15 protein-coding genes are annotated in these 15,890 nt (G+C 32.9%); all 15 read left to right on the top strand.

The window, feature by feature from the left end:
• Positions 1–4 precede the first annotated feature (4 nt).
• The 15 genes from nrfD (at position 5) to QYS48_RS02420 (ending at position 15,888) form a co-directional block, all read left to right on the top strand.
• Positions 5–1,378 (top strand): NrfD/PsrC family molybdoenzyme membrane anchor subunit, encoded by a 1,374-nt coding sequence (gene nrfD, locus QYS48_RS02490; protein ID WP_308357385.1) that lies wholly within the window; start codon positions 5–7, stop codon positions 1,376–1,378.
• 2 nt (positions 1,379–1,380) lie between these two features.
• On the top strand, positions 1,381–1,905 hold the full coding sequence (locus QYS48_RS02485; protein WP_302103860.1) for a DUF3341 domain-containing protein: 525 nt from the start codon (positions 1,381–1,383) through the stop codon (positions 1,903–1,905).
• Positions 1,906–1,918: 13 nt separating this feature from the next.
• The gene (locus QYS48_RS02480; protein WP_302103861.1) at positions 1,919–2,563 is read left to right on the top strand and encodes a cytochrome c; all 645 of its coding nucleotides are present in this window, start codon (positions 1,919–1,921) and stop codon (positions 2,561–2,563) included.
• A gap of 25 nt (positions 2,564–2,588) precedes the next feature.
• On the top strand, positions 2,589–3,920 hold the full coding sequence (locus QYS48_RS02475) for a quinol:cytochrome C oxidoreductase (protein WP_308357384.1): 1,332 nt from the start codon (positions 2,589–2,591) through the stop codon (positions 3,918–3,920).
• A 24-nt stretch (positions 3,921–3,944) separates the two neighbouring features.
• Positions 3,945–4,991 carry a cytochrome c oxidase subunit II gene (locus tag QYS48_RS02470; protein WP_308357383.1) on the top strand — a complete coding sequence of 349 codons (1,047 nt, stop codon included), beginning with the start codon at positions 3,945–3,947 and terminating at the stop codon, positions 4,989–4,991.
• Between the two features lie 19 nt (positions 4,992–5,010).
• A complete protein-coding gene (locus tag QYS48_RS02465) occupies positions 5,011–6,879 on the top strand; it encodes a cbb3-type cytochrome c oxidase subunit I (protein ID WP_308357382.1) in 1,869 nt (622 codons plus the stop codon).
• Positions 6,860–7,963 carry a COX15/CtaA family protein gene (locus QYS48_RS02460; protein ID WP_308357381.1) on the top strand — a complete coding sequence of 368 codons (1,104 nt, stop codon included), beginning with the start codon at positions 6,860–6,862 and terminating at the stop codon, positions 7,961–7,963. Before QYS48_RS02465 ends, QYS48_RS02460 begins: the two co-directional genes overlap by 20 nt.
• Positions 7,950–8,852: a heme o synthase gene (cyoE, locus tag QYS48_RS02455; protein WP_308357380.1), complete on the top strand. Its 903-nt coding sequence runs from the start codon at positions 7,950–7,952 to the stop codon at positions 8,850–8,852. The genes QYS48_RS02460 and cyoE overlap by 14 nt, the downstream gene beginning before the upstream one ends.
• Positions 8,853–8,854: 2 nt before the next feature.
• Entirely contained in the window at positions 8,855–9,445 is a 591-nt protein-coding gene (locus QYS48_RS02450) for a cytochrome c oxidase subunit 3 (protein ID WP_308357379.1), read from the top strand.
• Between the two features lie 23 nt (positions 9,446–9,468).
• Positions 9,469–10,215, top strand: a complete 747-nt coding sequence (locus QYS48_RS02445; RefSeq protein WP_308357378.1) for a cytochrome c oxidase subunit 3 — start codon at positions 9,469–9,471, stop codon at positions 10,213–10,215.
• Positions 10,216–10,228: 13 nt separating this feature from the next.
• The gene (locus QYS48_RS02440) at positions 10,229–10,555 is read left to right on the top strand and encodes a cytochrome C oxidase subunit IV family protein (protein WP_308357377.1); all 327 of its coding nucleotides are present in this window, start codon (positions 10,229–10,231) and stop codon (positions 10,553–10,555) included.
• 60 nt (positions 10,556–10,615) lie between these two features.
• Positions 10,616–11,245, top strand: coding sequence for a hypothetical protein (locus QYS48_RS02435; RefSeq protein WP_308357376.1), 630 nt, complete (start codon positions 10,616–10,618; stop codon positions 11,243–11,245).
• A complete protein-coding gene (locus tag QYS48_RS02430; protein WP_308357375.1) occupies positions 11,245–11,832 on the top strand; it encodes a DUF420 domain-containing protein in 588 nt (195 codons plus the stop codon). Before QYS48_RS02435 ends, QYS48_RS02430 begins: the two co-directional genes overlap by 1 nt.
• Before the next feature lie 44 nt (positions 11,833–11,876).
• Positions 11,877–12,146 (top strand): hypothetical protein, encoded by a 270-nt coding sequence (locus QYS48_RS02425; RefSeq protein WP_302103868.1) that lies wholly within the window; start codon positions 11,877–11,879, stop codon positions 12,144–12,146.
• Positions 12,147–12,243: 97 nt separating this feature from the next.
• Positions 12,244–15,888, top strand: a complete 3,645-nt coding sequence (locus tag QYS48_RS02420) for an ATP-binding protein (protein ID WP_308357374.1) — start codon at positions 12,244–12,246, stop codon at positions 15,886–15,888.
• The last annotated feature ends 2 nt before the right edge of the window (positions 15,889–15,890 follow it).

The following is a 15,890-nucleotide window of genomic DNA, read 5'->3' as shown; positions in this document are numbered from 1 at the left end:
CAATATGGAAGTCACTTCACCAGTAAGAGAAGTATTAGTAACAGGAAATAAGACATATCATGATGTATCTCATGATATCTGTAGGCACGTAGAGGCTAAGCCAAATCCGAAATGGATGACGGCAATGGTAGTTTCTTTGGGTGCATTATTTACAGGAGGTTACGCATTAGCGATTACCCTTTGGGATGGAATCGGAATGTGGGGTCTTAATAAAACTGTAGGATGGGCATGGGATATCACCAACTTCGTATGGTGGGTTGGTATCGGTCACGCAGGAACCTTGATTTCTGCCGTTCTACTTTTATTCCGTCAGAAATGGAGAACTTCAATTAACAGAGCAGCAGAGGCGATGACTATTTTCGCAGTAATCTGTGCCTTATTGTTCCCATTAATTCACACAGGAAGACCATGGTTAAGTTTTTATTGGTTCGTTCCAATTCCAAATACTTGGGGGTCATTATGGGTTAACTTCCATTCTCCGTTATTATGGGATTTCTTTGCCATCTCAACATATTTCTCAGTTTCTTTAGTATTCTGGTATATTGGTTTGATTCCTGACTTTGCTACTATAAGAGACAGAGCAACTAACAAAATTTCTAAAGCGATATACGGAGCATTAAGTTTTGGATGGGATGGAGCTGCTAAAACATGGCAGAGATATGAAACGGTTTCATTAGTATTAGCAGGTCTTGCTACACCTTTAGTACTTTCAGTTCACACCATTGTATCCTTTGACTTTGCTACCTCAGTAATTCCAGGATGGCATACCACTATCTTCCCTCCATATTTCGTTGCAGGGGCGATTTTCTCAGGTTTTGCCATGGTACTAACCTTAATGTTGGTAACAAGAAAAGTTTATAATCTAGAAGACTACATTACGATTAATCATATTGAGTTAATGAACATCATTATCATGATTACAGGTTCTATTGTAGGGGTAGCCTACATTACAGAGCTTTTCATGGCTTGGTATTCAGGTGTTCAGTATGAGCAATATGCTTTCTTAAACAGAGCAACTGGTCCTTACTGGTGGGCATATTGGTCAATGATGACTTGTAATGTGATTTCACCTCAGTTATTCTGGTTTAAGAAAATTAGAACAAGCTTAGTAGCTACATTCATACTATCTATTGTAGTAAATATTGGTATGTGGTTCGAGCGTTTTGTAATTATTGTAACCTCTCTGCATAGAGATTACCTTCCATCATCATGGGCAATGTTTAGCCCAACTATTTATGATATGGGGATCTACCTATTCAGTTTTGGGTTATTCTTTACACTGTTCTTCTCTTTTGCTAAATTCTTCCCAGTGATTAATATGGCAGAGGTAAAATCAGTATTGAAATCTAGTTCAGGTGAAATTGAAAACAAGAAATAATTATGGAAAGCGGTAAAAACTTTATCGTAGGAATCTTTGATGATGAATCAGTATTATTAAATGCTGTAAAAAAGGTTCGTGGAAGCGATGTAAATATTCATGAGTGTTATACGCCATATCCTGTTCATGGTTTAGATGATGAATTAGGATATAAGCGTTCTAGAATTTCCATAGCTGCCTTCTTGTTTGGTATCACAGGTACCTGCTTGGCTTTCTTAATGATGATCTATATGATGGGAATTGACTGGCCAATGATTATCGGAGGTAAAGATTATATAGCAATACCTTCTTTTGTACCTGTAGGTTTTGAGGTAACAGTATTATTAGCTGCTTTTGGTATGGTAGGTACTTTCTTTGTAATCAGTAACCTTAAACCTTACGGAAAGCCAAGAATATATGATATTCGAAGCACTGATGATAAGCATGTTATGGCAATCGATTTAGCTAAGAATTCAAAATCAGCAGATGAATTAAATGCTATTTTGAAAGAATCAGGCGCTATAGAAATAAACGAAAAGAAATTTTAAGTTGAATTATCAAATGATGAATACAAATAAAATATTTCAAATCATTTTCTTAGGCTTCGTAACTGTGGTTCTAGTTAGCTGTAAAGCTGGTAAAGATGAACCTGGCTTAGAGTACGCACCAAATATGTACCATGCAGTTTCTTATGAGCCATTAACTCAAATAACGGATAAAGAACAAGGAGCATGGGTTTCATCAGATGATGATGAATATGGAGAGTATTTCAACTCAAATCCTAATAACCCATTTGGTATGACTATGAGAGAGCCTGTAAGTAATACAGTTCCAAGAAGTGAAAATGGAATGTTACCTTACAGATTACATAAGGATAGCCTTGATCTGGCTGCTAGAATCCTAGAAAATCCACTTCCGAATAATGAAGCAGTTGTTGCAGAGGGTAAAGTACTTTATACTAAGTATTGTACACACTGTCATGGTGAAAATGGAGGTGGTTCAATGGATGAAACTGCCAAAGTAGGACAAGTTTACCAAGGTGTGCCAGCATACAATACAGGTAGAGTAGCTACAGTTTCAGGCGGTCACATTTTCCATGTAATTACACATGGAAAAGGAAGAATGGGGGCTCACGGATCACAAGTGCTGCAAGAAGATAGATGGAAGATTGTACGCTATGTACAAACATTACAAAAACAAGATTAATAACACAGTTTTAAGATAATTTATCATGGCTGAAGAACAATTTCAATTTACTGCAAAGGCAAAAAAGACACTCTCTATTTTAGCTGTTGTAGGTGTGGTTTTACTGATATTAGGTATTTTTTCTGCAAGCTCAAATAGTCATGCTGACGAAGCAGGGCATTCTGAAGGTACTGAGCAGGTAGCTGAATCACATGGTGACGAAGCACATGCTTCCGAAGGTGCTCATGCTGAAGAAGGACATGCAGAAGAAGGTCACGGATATCACTGGTCTAAAAGAATTTTCGCTAATCTATGGATTAACAATATGTATTTCGTAGGCCTTGCTTTGTTAGGAGTATTTTTTGTCGCAATTCAATATGTTGCACAAGCAGGATGGTCTGCAGCACTAATTAGAATTCCAATGTCTTTTGGAAACTGGTTGCCGATCGGTTTTATCTTAACTTTAGGTATATTCCTAATCGGAGGTCATGATATTTTCCACTGGACACATGAATATCTTTATGATGTGAATGATCCTAGATACGATTCGATCATTGCTGGAAAAGAAGGATATTTAAATACTCCTTTCTTTTTAATAAGAATGGCAGTTTATTTTGTGGTTTGGTTCTTAATGTTCAGATGGATCAGAAAAAAATCTTTGGAAGAAGATTTAAATGGTGGTGAAAGCTACTATTATAAATTAAGAGGTATTTCAGCTGGATTTATTGTTTTCTTTGCTGTTACTTCATCTACTTCAGCATGGGATTGGATTCTATCAATTGATACACACTGGTTCTCCACGATGTTCGGCTGGTATGTTTTTGCTTCTTGGTGGGTTACTGCTTTAGCGGCCATTACATTAATAACAGTAATATTGAAAGAACAAGGATACTTAAAAGTTGTAACTACTGGAGTATTACATGACTTAGGTAAGTTTGTATTTGCCTTCTCAATTTTTTGGACATACATCTGGTTCTCTCAGTTTATGTTAATCTATTATTCTAACATACCGGAAGAAACAGTTTACTTCATCGAAAGACTTTCAAGTGATCATTACAGTATTGTATTTTTTGTGAATCTTATTTTGAACTTCTTCTTTCCATTTTTGGTTTTCATGCCAAGAGATTCAAAAAGACATACAGTTTTCTTGAAGATCGTTACAATAATTGTTTTAATCGGTCATTGGTTTGATTTTTACTTAATGGTAACACCAGCGGTATTAAAAGAAAATGGAGGTTTTGGATTACTTGAAATTGGAATGGCAATCATTTTTGGTGTAGCCTTCTTATTTGTAGCCTTAACTAGTTTATCTAAATATCCGCTTCTTGCTAAGAATCATCCAATGTTGAAAGAAGCAGAACATCATCACGTATTTTAATTTAATTAAGTAACAGTAAATTATATGTTCAATTTAGCTATAGGTTTAGGAGTAGTACTTTTATTAGCAATCTTGTTCTTAATTTTCAGGATTTCTTCTTTGATAAAAGTAGCAAAGGGAGACACCGGTAAAATTGCAACTGGATCTAATAAAATTAATGGAGCTTTATTTATGCTCTTCTTAATTGGTGGGGGATTTCTATTCTTCTGGTATTCATTTAAAGAATTCGATAACTACAATCTACCAGTTGCTTCAGAGCACGGTTCAGAATATGAATTCATGTTCTGGATTACCATGGCAGTAACAGGTGTTGTTTTCGTATTAACACAAATTTTACTTTTTTACTTCTCTTGGAAATACCAATATAAGGAAGATTCTAAGGCACTTTTTTATCCTGAAAACAATAAATTAGAAGTTATTTGGACTTTTGTTCCTGCTGTAGTTTTAGCAATACTTGTTTTCACTGGATGGAGAGTATGGACTGATGTTACAGCTCCTGCGCCAGAAAATACAAACAATATTGAAATTATGGGTTACCAATTTGCTTGGGGTGTTCGTTATCCGGGTGCTGACGGTGAATTAGGTAATACAGATTATAGAGTAATCGAGGCCGTAAATAGCTTTGGTATTGATTTCAACGATAAAGCATCTTATGATGATTTTATACCTAGAGAAATGCATATACCAAAAGGAGAGCCTGTTACTTTTAATATTAGAGCAAGAGATGTGTTACATAGTGTTTTTGCACCTCATTTTAGGTTAAAGATGGATGCAGTTCCAGGGATGCCTACTTCATTTACTTTTACAGCTAGTAAAACTACTGAAGAAATGAGAGAGGAATTAAATGATCCTGAATTTAACTATGAAATAGCTTGTACTGAGATTTGTGGTAGAGGTCATTATTCAATGAGGTTAACTCTAATTGTTGATGAACCTGAAGATTACAAAAAATGGTATGCAGAACAGGAATCATTTTTAAAGCAGAATCCTGAGTATTTAACAAAAGTTCCTTCTGAGCTAAAAGAATTAGCACTTTTGAAAACAGGAATTGATAACAAAGAGTTAGACTAGAAATTTAAATTATAAAGTTATGTCAACAGCGGCAGAAGTAAATATTAGCCAAGATGTTCACCATGATGAGCATCATGAGCACGAACAAAGCTTTATCTCAAAATATATTTTCACTACCGATCATAAAATGATTGGTAAGCAATTCCTTATAACTGGTATCTTATGGGGGTTAATAGGGGTTGGAATGTCAGTAATATTTCGACTTCAATTAGGATTTCCAGAAATGGATTTAGGCTTTTTGAAACCAATATTAGGAGGGTGGATTTCTGAACAAGGAAAATTAGATCCTGAATTCTATTTAGCATTGGTTACTATGCATGGTACCATTATGGTATTCTTTGTATTAACTGCGGGATTGAGTGGTACCTTTAGTAATTATTTAATTCCACTTCAAATTGGTGCACGTGATATGGCATCAGGATTTATGAATATGTTATCATACTGGTTCTTTTTCTTGTCTAGTGTGGTAATGATGTCCTCAATTTTTATTGAAACTGGTCCTGCTGGTGGTGGATGGGTAGTTTACCCGCCATTAAGTGCTTTGCCACAAGCTATTCAAGGTTCAGGATTAGGGATGACAATGTGGTTAGTAGCCATGGTATTCTTTATTGTTTCAATGTTATTAGGTGGTATTAACTACATCACTACTGTTATTAACTTGAGAACAGAAGGAATGTCATTCTCAAGATTGCCTTTAACAATATGGGCGTTCTTCTTAACTGCTGTAATTGGTTTATTATCATTCCCAGTTTTATTTGCTGCTGCTTTATTATTGGTGTTCGATAGAAGTTTCGGTACTTCTTTCTATTTATCTGATATTTATATAGGTGGTGAGGCATTACCAAATATGGGAGGTAGTCCTATCTTGTATCAGCATTTATTCTGGTTCTTAGGGCACCCTGAGGTATATATTGTTTTATTACCAGCTTTAGGTATTACATCTGAAATTATAGCGACTAATTCTAGAAAACCAATTTTCGGTTACAGAGCGATGATTGGTTCTATGTTAGGTATTACAGTACTTTCATTCGTAGTATGGGCTCACCATATGTTCGTTTCAGGTTTAAATCCTTTCTTAGGATCTGTGTTTATGTTCTTAACTTTAATTATTGCAATTCCATCAGCAGTAAAAGTATTTAATTATTTAACTACACTATGGAAAGGTAATATTATATTCACTCCTGCTACATTATTCTCTATTGGTCTAGTATCATTCTTTATATCAGGAGGTTTAACAGGTATTTTCTTAGGTAACTCTGTAATTGATATTCAATTACACGATACTTATTTTGTAGTGGCTCACTTCCACCTTGTAATGGGTAGTTTATCAATCTTTGGGCTATTAGCTGGTGTTTACCATTGGTTCCCTAAAATGTTTGGTAGAATGATGGATGAGAGATTAGGTTATATACACTTCTGGTTGACTTTTGTTGGGGTATATATGATCTTCTTCCCGATGCACTACATTGGTATTGCTGGTTTCCCTAGAAGATATTATTCTTGGACAAACTTTGATGCTTTCAGTAGCTACACTGACTTAAATATGTTCGTTACAATTGCAGCGATTGTTACTGTAGCAGCTCAATTCATTTTCTTATTCAACTTCTTCTACTCAATGTATAGAGGTAGAAAGGCAGTTCAGAATCCTTGGAGATCAAATACCTTAGAGTGGACTACACCAGTTAATCCTGGTCATGGTAACTGGCCTGGTGAGATTCCAAAAGTTTACAGATGGCCATACGATTACAGTAAGCCAGGTGCTAAAGAGGATTTTATTCCTCAAACTGTACCTTTATCTGAAACTCCAGAGTCTAATTTAGATCATGAGGTTGAATTAGCAAAGAAGGAAGTTGTTGATAAAACAGCTGATGCAAAGGCAAACGCATAAAACTAATCATTTCATAAACAGCTATTACCGTAAGCTAGTAACAGTTACGGTAATAGCTGTTTATCTTTTAATCCTAGCCGGGGGTATTGTACGAAGTACAGGTTCGGGTATGGGATGTCCTGACTGGCCAAAATGTTTTGGCCAATGGGTTCCACCTACTTCGGAGGAACAATTACCTGAAGGTTACAGAGATTTTTATGCTGATTACAGGCATGAAAAGAATGTAAAATTTGCAAATTATCTAGAGGTATTTGGATATGCTGAAATCGGTAAGGCTATTTTGGCTGATGAGTCTATTAAGAATGAAGCTGAGTTTAATGCTTCTAAAACATGGACAGAATATGTAAATAGATTATTAGGAGCTGTAGTAGGTTTTCTTATACTATTGTGTGTTGTAGGTTCATTCAAATATTGGAAAAAGAAGAGATCAATTGTAGTTTTATCAGTTGCTTCATTAATCTTAGTTTTATTTCAAGGCTGGATCGGATCGGTTGTGGTATCTACTAATTTATTATCATGGCTCATCACTACCCATATGGTTATAGCTTTAGTAATATTGGCAGTACTAACGGCTCTTTATTTTGTTGTAAATGGTTATAAATCATCTGCTTCAAATAATAGAATTGAGCAAAAGAATAGAGTTACTTCTGTATTAGTCATTGCTATGATCATGATTCTGGTACAAGTAATATTGGGAACTCAGGTTAGGGAATCATTAGATATTGTTTCAAACCAATTAGGTGAGGCTTTAAGAGGAAGTTGGATAGAAGGTTTAGGTTTGGAATTTTACGTACATAGATCTTTTTCTATTGCAATTGCAATTATTCATGGTTATTTATTGTATTTACTGTATAAGCAAAGAAAATCTTTTACTTCTTTACTTAGAAATACTAAAATACTAATGACACTAATCATTTTGGAAATATTATCGGGAACTATTATGGCTTATTTTGCGATTCCATTTTGGGCGCAACCCATTCATTTAGTTCTTGGAAGTATGATTTTCGGAATGCAATTTTTTATATTTTTGCAGCTAGTTTTTAGTGAGCAAAAACAGAATAAATCAGAGTATGCAATATCATAGCTCACAAAATATATCTATAACTCATTTGATGCTTAGCTATCTAAAGAATCTATTTGTTTTATTAAAACCAAGGTTAAGCTTTTTAGTGGCTTTTTCATCTGCCTTTGGTTATGTGTTAGGCTTTAGTGGTAGTGGCATTAATTACGTTACTTTAAGCTTTTTATCATTAGGAGGATTTTTAGTTTCAGGATCTGCAGTAATTATAAATCAGATTATTGAAATCGAGTATGATAAAAAGATGGATAGGACTAAAAACAGACCTTTACCCACTGGTAAAATATCAAAACAAGAGGCAATTGTTTTTGCAATTTTAGTTGGTATCATAGGACTAGGTTTATTATTTATTTACACCAATGTTTTAACTACAATCTTATCCTTATCATCCTTAATACTATATAGTTTTGTATATACAGCATTAAAAAGAGTTGGGCCTATTGCAGTATTTGTGGGAGCACTTCCAGGGGCTCTACCTCCATTGTTAGGTTGGGTAGCAGCTACTAATGGTTTTAGTATTGAAGGTTGGATTATCTTCGGAATTCAATTCATTTGGCAATTTCCTCACTTTTGGGCGATTGCATGGGTTGCTGACGATGATTATAAAAAAGCTGGCTTTAAACTTTTGCCTTCAGGAGGAAAAAAAGATTTGAATACAGCGATTCAGATTATGATATATACTTTGTTTTTAATTCCGTTAGGATTACTTCCAACATTATTTGGAGTTACGGGTATATATTCTGCACTAGTTGCAACCATATGTGGGGTACTGTTTTTAAGCCAAACATTTTATTTAATGAAAGAATGCAGTAAAGAAGCTGCTTTAAAAATAATGTTTGGATCATTTTTGTACTTACCTATAGTTCAACTGGCTTATTTACTAGATAAAATTTAATAATGGATACTACTATTAATAAAGAACAAGATTTAGGGCCAAGTATAAAGATACTTTCAATGCACCCATTGAAGTTTGCATTGTGGTTATTTATTGTTACTATAGTAATGATATTTGCGGCACTTACGAGTGCCTATATAGTGCGTCAGTCTGAAGGTAATTGGCTAATATTCGATTTACCAACTGAATTTTTGATTAACACTATTATATTAGTAGCTAGTAGCGTAACTATGCATTTAGCTTATATGGCTGCAAAAAAAGATAATTTTAAGCAATTAAAATTATTTATGATCGTCACAGCTGCTTTATCAATTGCCTTTTTTATTGGCCAATTTGAAGCCTGGGGCGCTTTAGTAGATAGAGACGTGTATTTTGTGGGCAATCCTTCTGGATCATTTTTATATGTAATTTCAGGATTGCACGCATTTCATTTAATTTCAGGGCTGATTTTTATATTAATTATGTTATTTTCGGCTTTTAAATTAAAGGTTCATTCTAAAAATATGGTGAAAATGGAAATGTGTACTACATATTGGCACTTTTTAGATGGACTTTGGGTATATTTATATATATTTTTGTTGTTAAATCATTAATCCTATTTTGAACAGTTAAATTTATGGCAACTTCTGCAACAATTGATACTACTACGAAAAGCACTTGGGGAGGTGGAGTAGCCCCAATGAAGGCAAGTTATGGAAAGTTGATGATGTGGTTCTTCCTATTATCTGATGCTTTTTCATTCTCAGCTTTATTAATTACTTATGGTTTAATTCGTTATGCTCACCCTGCATATCAAGGAACGGTATCTGATTTTACTTTCAGTACTGAATATTGGCCGATACCAGAAATGGTATTTGAGGCTGTACCATTTTTACATGGTGTTCATGCTCCTTTAGTATTCGTAGGGATAATGACATTCATTTTGATCTTAAGTTCCGTTACTATGGTTTTAGCTGTGGAAGCTGGACATAGAATGGATAGGAAGAATGTTATTAAATGGATGCTTTGGACTATTATTGGTGGTTTAACATTCCTTGCTTGTCAGGCTTGGGAATGGAGTCACTTTATTCACGGTACTGCGGAAGGAACTGTAAATGCTATGGGTGAAACTATTTTCGGTGCTAATCTTACTGAGAATCAGTATGGACCTCCATTATTTGCATCACTATTCTTCTTTATTACAGGTTTCCACGGATTCCATGTATTTAGTGGAGTAGTTATCAACTTCATTATATTCTTCAACGCTGTTGTAGGTACTTATGATAAAAGAGGACACTACGAAATGGTTGAGAAAACTGGACTTTATTGGCACTTTGTTGATTTAGTTTGGGTATTCGTATTTACACTTTTTTACTTGATTTAACGATTATAAAGATATGTCACACGAAGAAACTAATAATATTCAGGTAATTCCTGAAGACAAGGAAAAGACCAAGAAAATATGGAAAGTTGCTGGTATTTTAGCAGTAGTAACTTTAATTGAATTTGTGTTTGCCTTTACATTACCAAGAGGTATTGTATTAGTATCTATATTTTTAGGACTAACAATTGTAAAAGCATTCTATATTGTTGCAGAATTTATGCACTTAAAGCATGAACAAAAAGCTTTAATCTGGTCAATTCTTATCCCTACTATATTAATTCTATGGTTAGTAGTAGCTTTAATGGTAGAAGGAAGTGCAATATTTAATATCAGAAATTAATTATACACAAAACTAAAATGTTAGAATCAGGTTGAATATCTCAACCTGATTTTTTTGTTTATGAAGAAATCCAAAATATTTATTCTCTTATTTACGCTAAGTTTTCCAGTAATTCTTTATTTATTTTTAAGGTCTTATGGGCAAAATGAATTTGACCTTCCTGTATTCTTTGAAACAGAGGTAAAAGCATATTGTGATAACACCAATACCAATGAGGAAAACGTAAAAATTTATACTCAAGAAGGAGATTCAATTCAATTATTAGAATCTTATTCTGCTGATTTTAAGGTGGTACATATTCCCAATTCAGATAACAAAGAAATTCAGACATTAAAGAATGAACTGAATAGAGTGTTAAACACCTTTGAGGATCTTTCAATAGATATAATCTCACTTCAACCAAAATCAGCTAATGATTCATTAATAGCAGAAGAATCTTTTTTAAATAGAGATAAAGCACACAGCTTCTGGTTTGATAATAATAAGCAAAATCAAATTGTAAATTGTGTTTATGCCTTTCCTACTGAGCAATGGAAAGGAAGCCACCCTTCCGAAGAGGAATATCTTATTTATAATACCTTAGTTCTTTTAGATAAAAAGAATAGAATAAGGGGCTATTATGATGGCTATGAAACAAAGGAGGTTGACAGATTGATATTAGAAATTAGAGTATTATTAAGTAAAGACTAATGAGCCAAATAGATAAAAATAGAAAATCATTTGTAAAATTAATATGGGTATTATCTATTGCAATACCTGTAGTAGTAGCCGTATTATTATTTGCTCCTGAAAAAATTGAGGGGGCTGGAGATTGGGTATATATTTTACCTCACTTAAATGCTACCTTTAATTCAATAACCGCTATAGTATTACTTTTAGGCCTTTATTTTATCAAGCGGAAGAATATTGTTGCACATAAAAGCATGATGTCCATTGCATTTACTTTAGGTTCTTTATTCTTAGTGAGTTATGTGATTTATCATTCTACAGCAGATTCTACAGTTTATGGTGATGTCAATGGTAATGGTGTTTTGGATGAAGCTGAGAAAACTGGTGGTGTAATGTGGTTGCGTGGAATATATATGGGTTTTTTATTACCCCATATCATTTTGGCAGCAGTAGTGGTTCCATTCGTGTTATTTGCTTTCTACTATGCTTTAACTAATAAGATTGAAAAGCATAAGAAAGTGGTGAAATGGACATTTCCAATCTGGTTATTTGTTTCAATAACTGGTGTCATCGTTTATTTTATGATAAGCCCATATTATTTAAATTAATTGAACTCATTTTATTATTTTTAAGTTTTAAAATAAAAATTTAGATGAAGAGGGTCATTCTACTACTTATCGTATTTCTTTTCATAAACTCGGCTGATATACTAGCACAATGCGCTATGTGCCGTGCAACTGTAGAAAATAATGTTAATAATGGAGAAATAGGTATTGCTAGCTCTCTTAACTTTGGTATTCTTTATTTATTTGCAGCACCTTATTTAGTAGTTATGGTAATTGGTTTTTTCTGGTACAGAAATTCTAAAAATCAAAAAAAGAAAATTGATATTAAAGAATTACTAAATAGAGCTAAGCCATAATTTTATACCTGTTTATCATCATTCATCTTTATTTCAATACTTTCATTTAAACTCCAGTATGATTATTGCTATATTGATGCTTAAAATCATCAATTAAGTGAAGAAATATATACTTTTCCTTCTTAGTTTTTTAATTGTAATTGTTTTTGGTCTACGGCATTATTATCATACTTTAGAGCTTGATCGTAATCAATTCATATCTAAAACTCAGGTTAAACTCAATAAAGAGCTTCAGAAAGTAGAGAATGAAAAGAAAGATTGGATTACCTACTTTTCTAAGAATAAAGCCTTAGACTTTGAGTCACTTAATAAAATAGAAAATTCCTATTCCTTTTTCATATTTAATAATACCTCATTGGTTTATTGGTCAGACGAACATTATGCTCCTGAATCCAAAAAATATAGAAATGATGGGTGGTATTTTATCAGTAATCAGTCGGGTCAATATTTAGAATATTCAATAAAGTCAAAATCTGGTAGTATTGACTTGGTATCTGTGATTCCACTTTATGAACATTATGATGTAAATAATGAATATATCCAATCTCGATTTAATACTGATATTCTTCCTGAAGATGATATTTCGCTTTATCAAACTGAAGTTGACAATAGTTACCCATTAACTGATTTATCGGGTAATCCATTGTTTTATATTAAATTAAGTGAAGACTTTGAAAGCTATAATGGTGTTTTACATGCTATTATAATACTGATTGAATTCATTATAGTTATATTATTGATTTGGCAATTATGGTTTTTTGTTAAAAAACAGAAGAGCTTAGCTATTCAAATTTCATTATTTACTTTTGGCATCGTCTTATTATGGGTTTTGTTGGAATTATTAGATTTCCCATTTCACTCAAAAGAATTAGAACTATTTGATCCAAAATATTTTGCATCATCTGATTTTAATCCCTCACTAGGATATTTAATAATCAACTGCATTTTTTTATTTTTAATTGGATATTTCTCTTTATTGCAAATAAAAGATTATTTACAGCGATCTGTTATCAGAAGTTTAAAGATTCGATTTGCTGTAAATATTTTATCCTATTTGGCCACAATAGGTGTTTTCTATTTTATAAATCTAATATATCTTCACTCCAATTGGGGGTTAGACAGTACTCAATCAATTGAATTTAATATATTTCAGATTCTATCCTTCCTAATTGTATTGTTATTTGGTTATTTATTATTTGAGGCCTTTAAGGTTGCTCACCATTATAATTCTAAACTAGACATCAGCTTTGGAAGCTTTATATCTGCTCAACTCTTATCCTTAGCTATTTTCTCATTATTTAGCTTTTTTTTCGGTATTTCTATTATCTGGATAGGATTAGTAGTTTTCGTACTAAACTCTATAGTATATATCACTAATCTGGGATTAGCACTAAAAGACATTAATTTTTTGAGTTTCATTTATTTATTTCTATTGATTATTGCTGTATCTATAATAAATGCTATTTCAGTTCAAACTCTAGAAATCAGAAATGAGGCAAAACAAAGAAATATTCTAGCGGATAAAATTATAAATGGAAATGATGTTTTAGCTGAATATATGTTGGTCCAGCTTGATGAAAGTCTTAAAAAGGATGAGTATATCAAACGTCAGTTTTTACTGCCTTTAACACCCTATAAAACTATAGTTGATAAAATTGAAAAGTATTATCTAAATGATTATTTCGATAAGTATGAAACATCAATAAAAATTTTTGATGCCAAAGGCAATGTGATTTATCCTAATAATACTTTACCCATGAATTCATCTTATCCTATCCATCAGATGAATCAGAGAAATAAGAGAGGGGATATAAATTTATATTTAGTAGGAAATTCTGAGGGTAATCAATTACAAAGAAAATATATTTATTTGCATGAGATTAAACATAATGATTATGCTTTTGCAAAAATTGTATTAGAGTTGCAGCCAAAGAAAATAAGACCAGAGAATGTATTTCCTGAGCTTCTAGTTAAAAACCGAAATCTTCCTGCCTTACTTGATATTCCTTATGATTATGCTCTCTACAAAAACGACACCTTATCTTATAGTGTAGGGGATTTAAATTTTCCGAATACGGTTAATAGCGTAATAACAGAGGATGCACAGCTAAAGAAGATTCAACAGGAAAATCATTATAATTTTAATGTGGTTTCAGACCAGGATGAGAAAATAGTTTTTGGTAAAAGGAATAATTACTGGTATCGCTTCTTCTCTAATATCTCATTTTTCTTCATTCTATGCTTTGTATTGGTGTTTACCATATCAGCTTATCAATTTATCAAAGGGTATTTAAAAACGAAAACTCTCGGGTTAAGCGCAAAAATCCAGCTTTATTTTTCATTGGCTTTTCTGATTCCATTACTATCAGTAAGTATTTCAACTATTGGATTTGTAAATGCTACATTTTTGGAAGATATCGTTTCCAAATATGAAGAGAATACCAACCGTGTTGCTAGTCAATTAGTGCCAATGCTTATGCGATACGAAAATGATTTGGTGGATAAGGCTACTTTAAGTAATGAAATATCTACTATTACAAAGATCATTAATGCGGATATAAACCTTTATGATCTCAATGGTCAACTTTTTTTAACGAGTCAGCCACAGGTATTTGAGAAAAATCTCTTGTCCTATAAAATTAATCCTAAGGCATATGCCTCAATTTTCCAAAATGGACAAAAGCTTATCACCTTAGAAGAGCAAATTGGTGATTTAAATTATCAGTCAGCCTATGTAGGCATTAGATCTTTTAATTCAGGTAATTTATTAGCTATTTTGGGGAGTCCATTTTTTAAATCGAATAAAGAATATGATGTATTGCTGACTGATTTATTGAATAATGTTTTTAATATTTTTGTTAGCTCTTTTATAGTTTTCATTTTCTTAGCATATACAGCAACTAAAATTTTAACTTCTCCTTTAAATTTACTTAAGCAAAAACTTTCCCAAGTAAATCTATCGGCCAAGAACCAACCCATAAGCTGGCAAGTGGATGATGAAATTGGATTGCTTATTAATGAATATAATCAGATGCTTTTAAAGCTTGAGAAAAGTAGGCAAGCTTTAAGTAAGACAGAAAAAGAATCCGCTTGGCGAGAAATGGCACAACAAGTGGCTCATGAAATAAAAAATCCACTTACGCCAATGAAGCTATCATTGCAGCATTTACAAATGAAAATACAAAGGTCGGATAACCCAATGCCTGAGGCTACGGCTAAGATAGAAAGTATATTATCCCAGATTGAGAATTTGAGTGATATTGCAACCTCTTTTTCTTCTTTTGCTAAAATGCCAATTCCTGAAAATGAAAAAGTATGTGTGAGTGATATTTTGAGGAATGTAGTAGGGTTATTTAAAGCCGATCATGTTCATATTAATCTGGAGTTGCCTTCTGATAAAATACATGCATTTGCTGATCCTAAAATTATGGAGCGTACTTTTAATAATATGATTCTTAATGCATCACAAAGTGGTGATGGTACAAACCCAGTAAGTGTTAATATTAAAATTGAGGTGGAGGGCGAAAGGATAAAAATATCAATATCAGATAACGGAACTGGTATTCCTGAAGAAAATTACAATAAAGTTTTTTTACCGAACTTTACTACAAAATCTAGTGGTTCAGGTATAGGTTTAGCAGTTGCTAAAAGAGGTATTGAACATGCGGGGGGTGATATTTGGTTCGAATCTGAATTAAATAAAGGGACTACCTTTTTTATTGAATTAAAAAGAATGGGTTAATT

Source organism: Marivirga arenosa (assembly GCF_030503895.2).
GTDB classification, from domain to species: Bacteria; Bacteroidota; Bacteroidia; order Cytophagales; family Cyclobacteriaceae; genus Marivirga; species Marivirga arenosa.
This window is presented reverse-complemented; position numbering and strand designations above follow the sequence as displayed.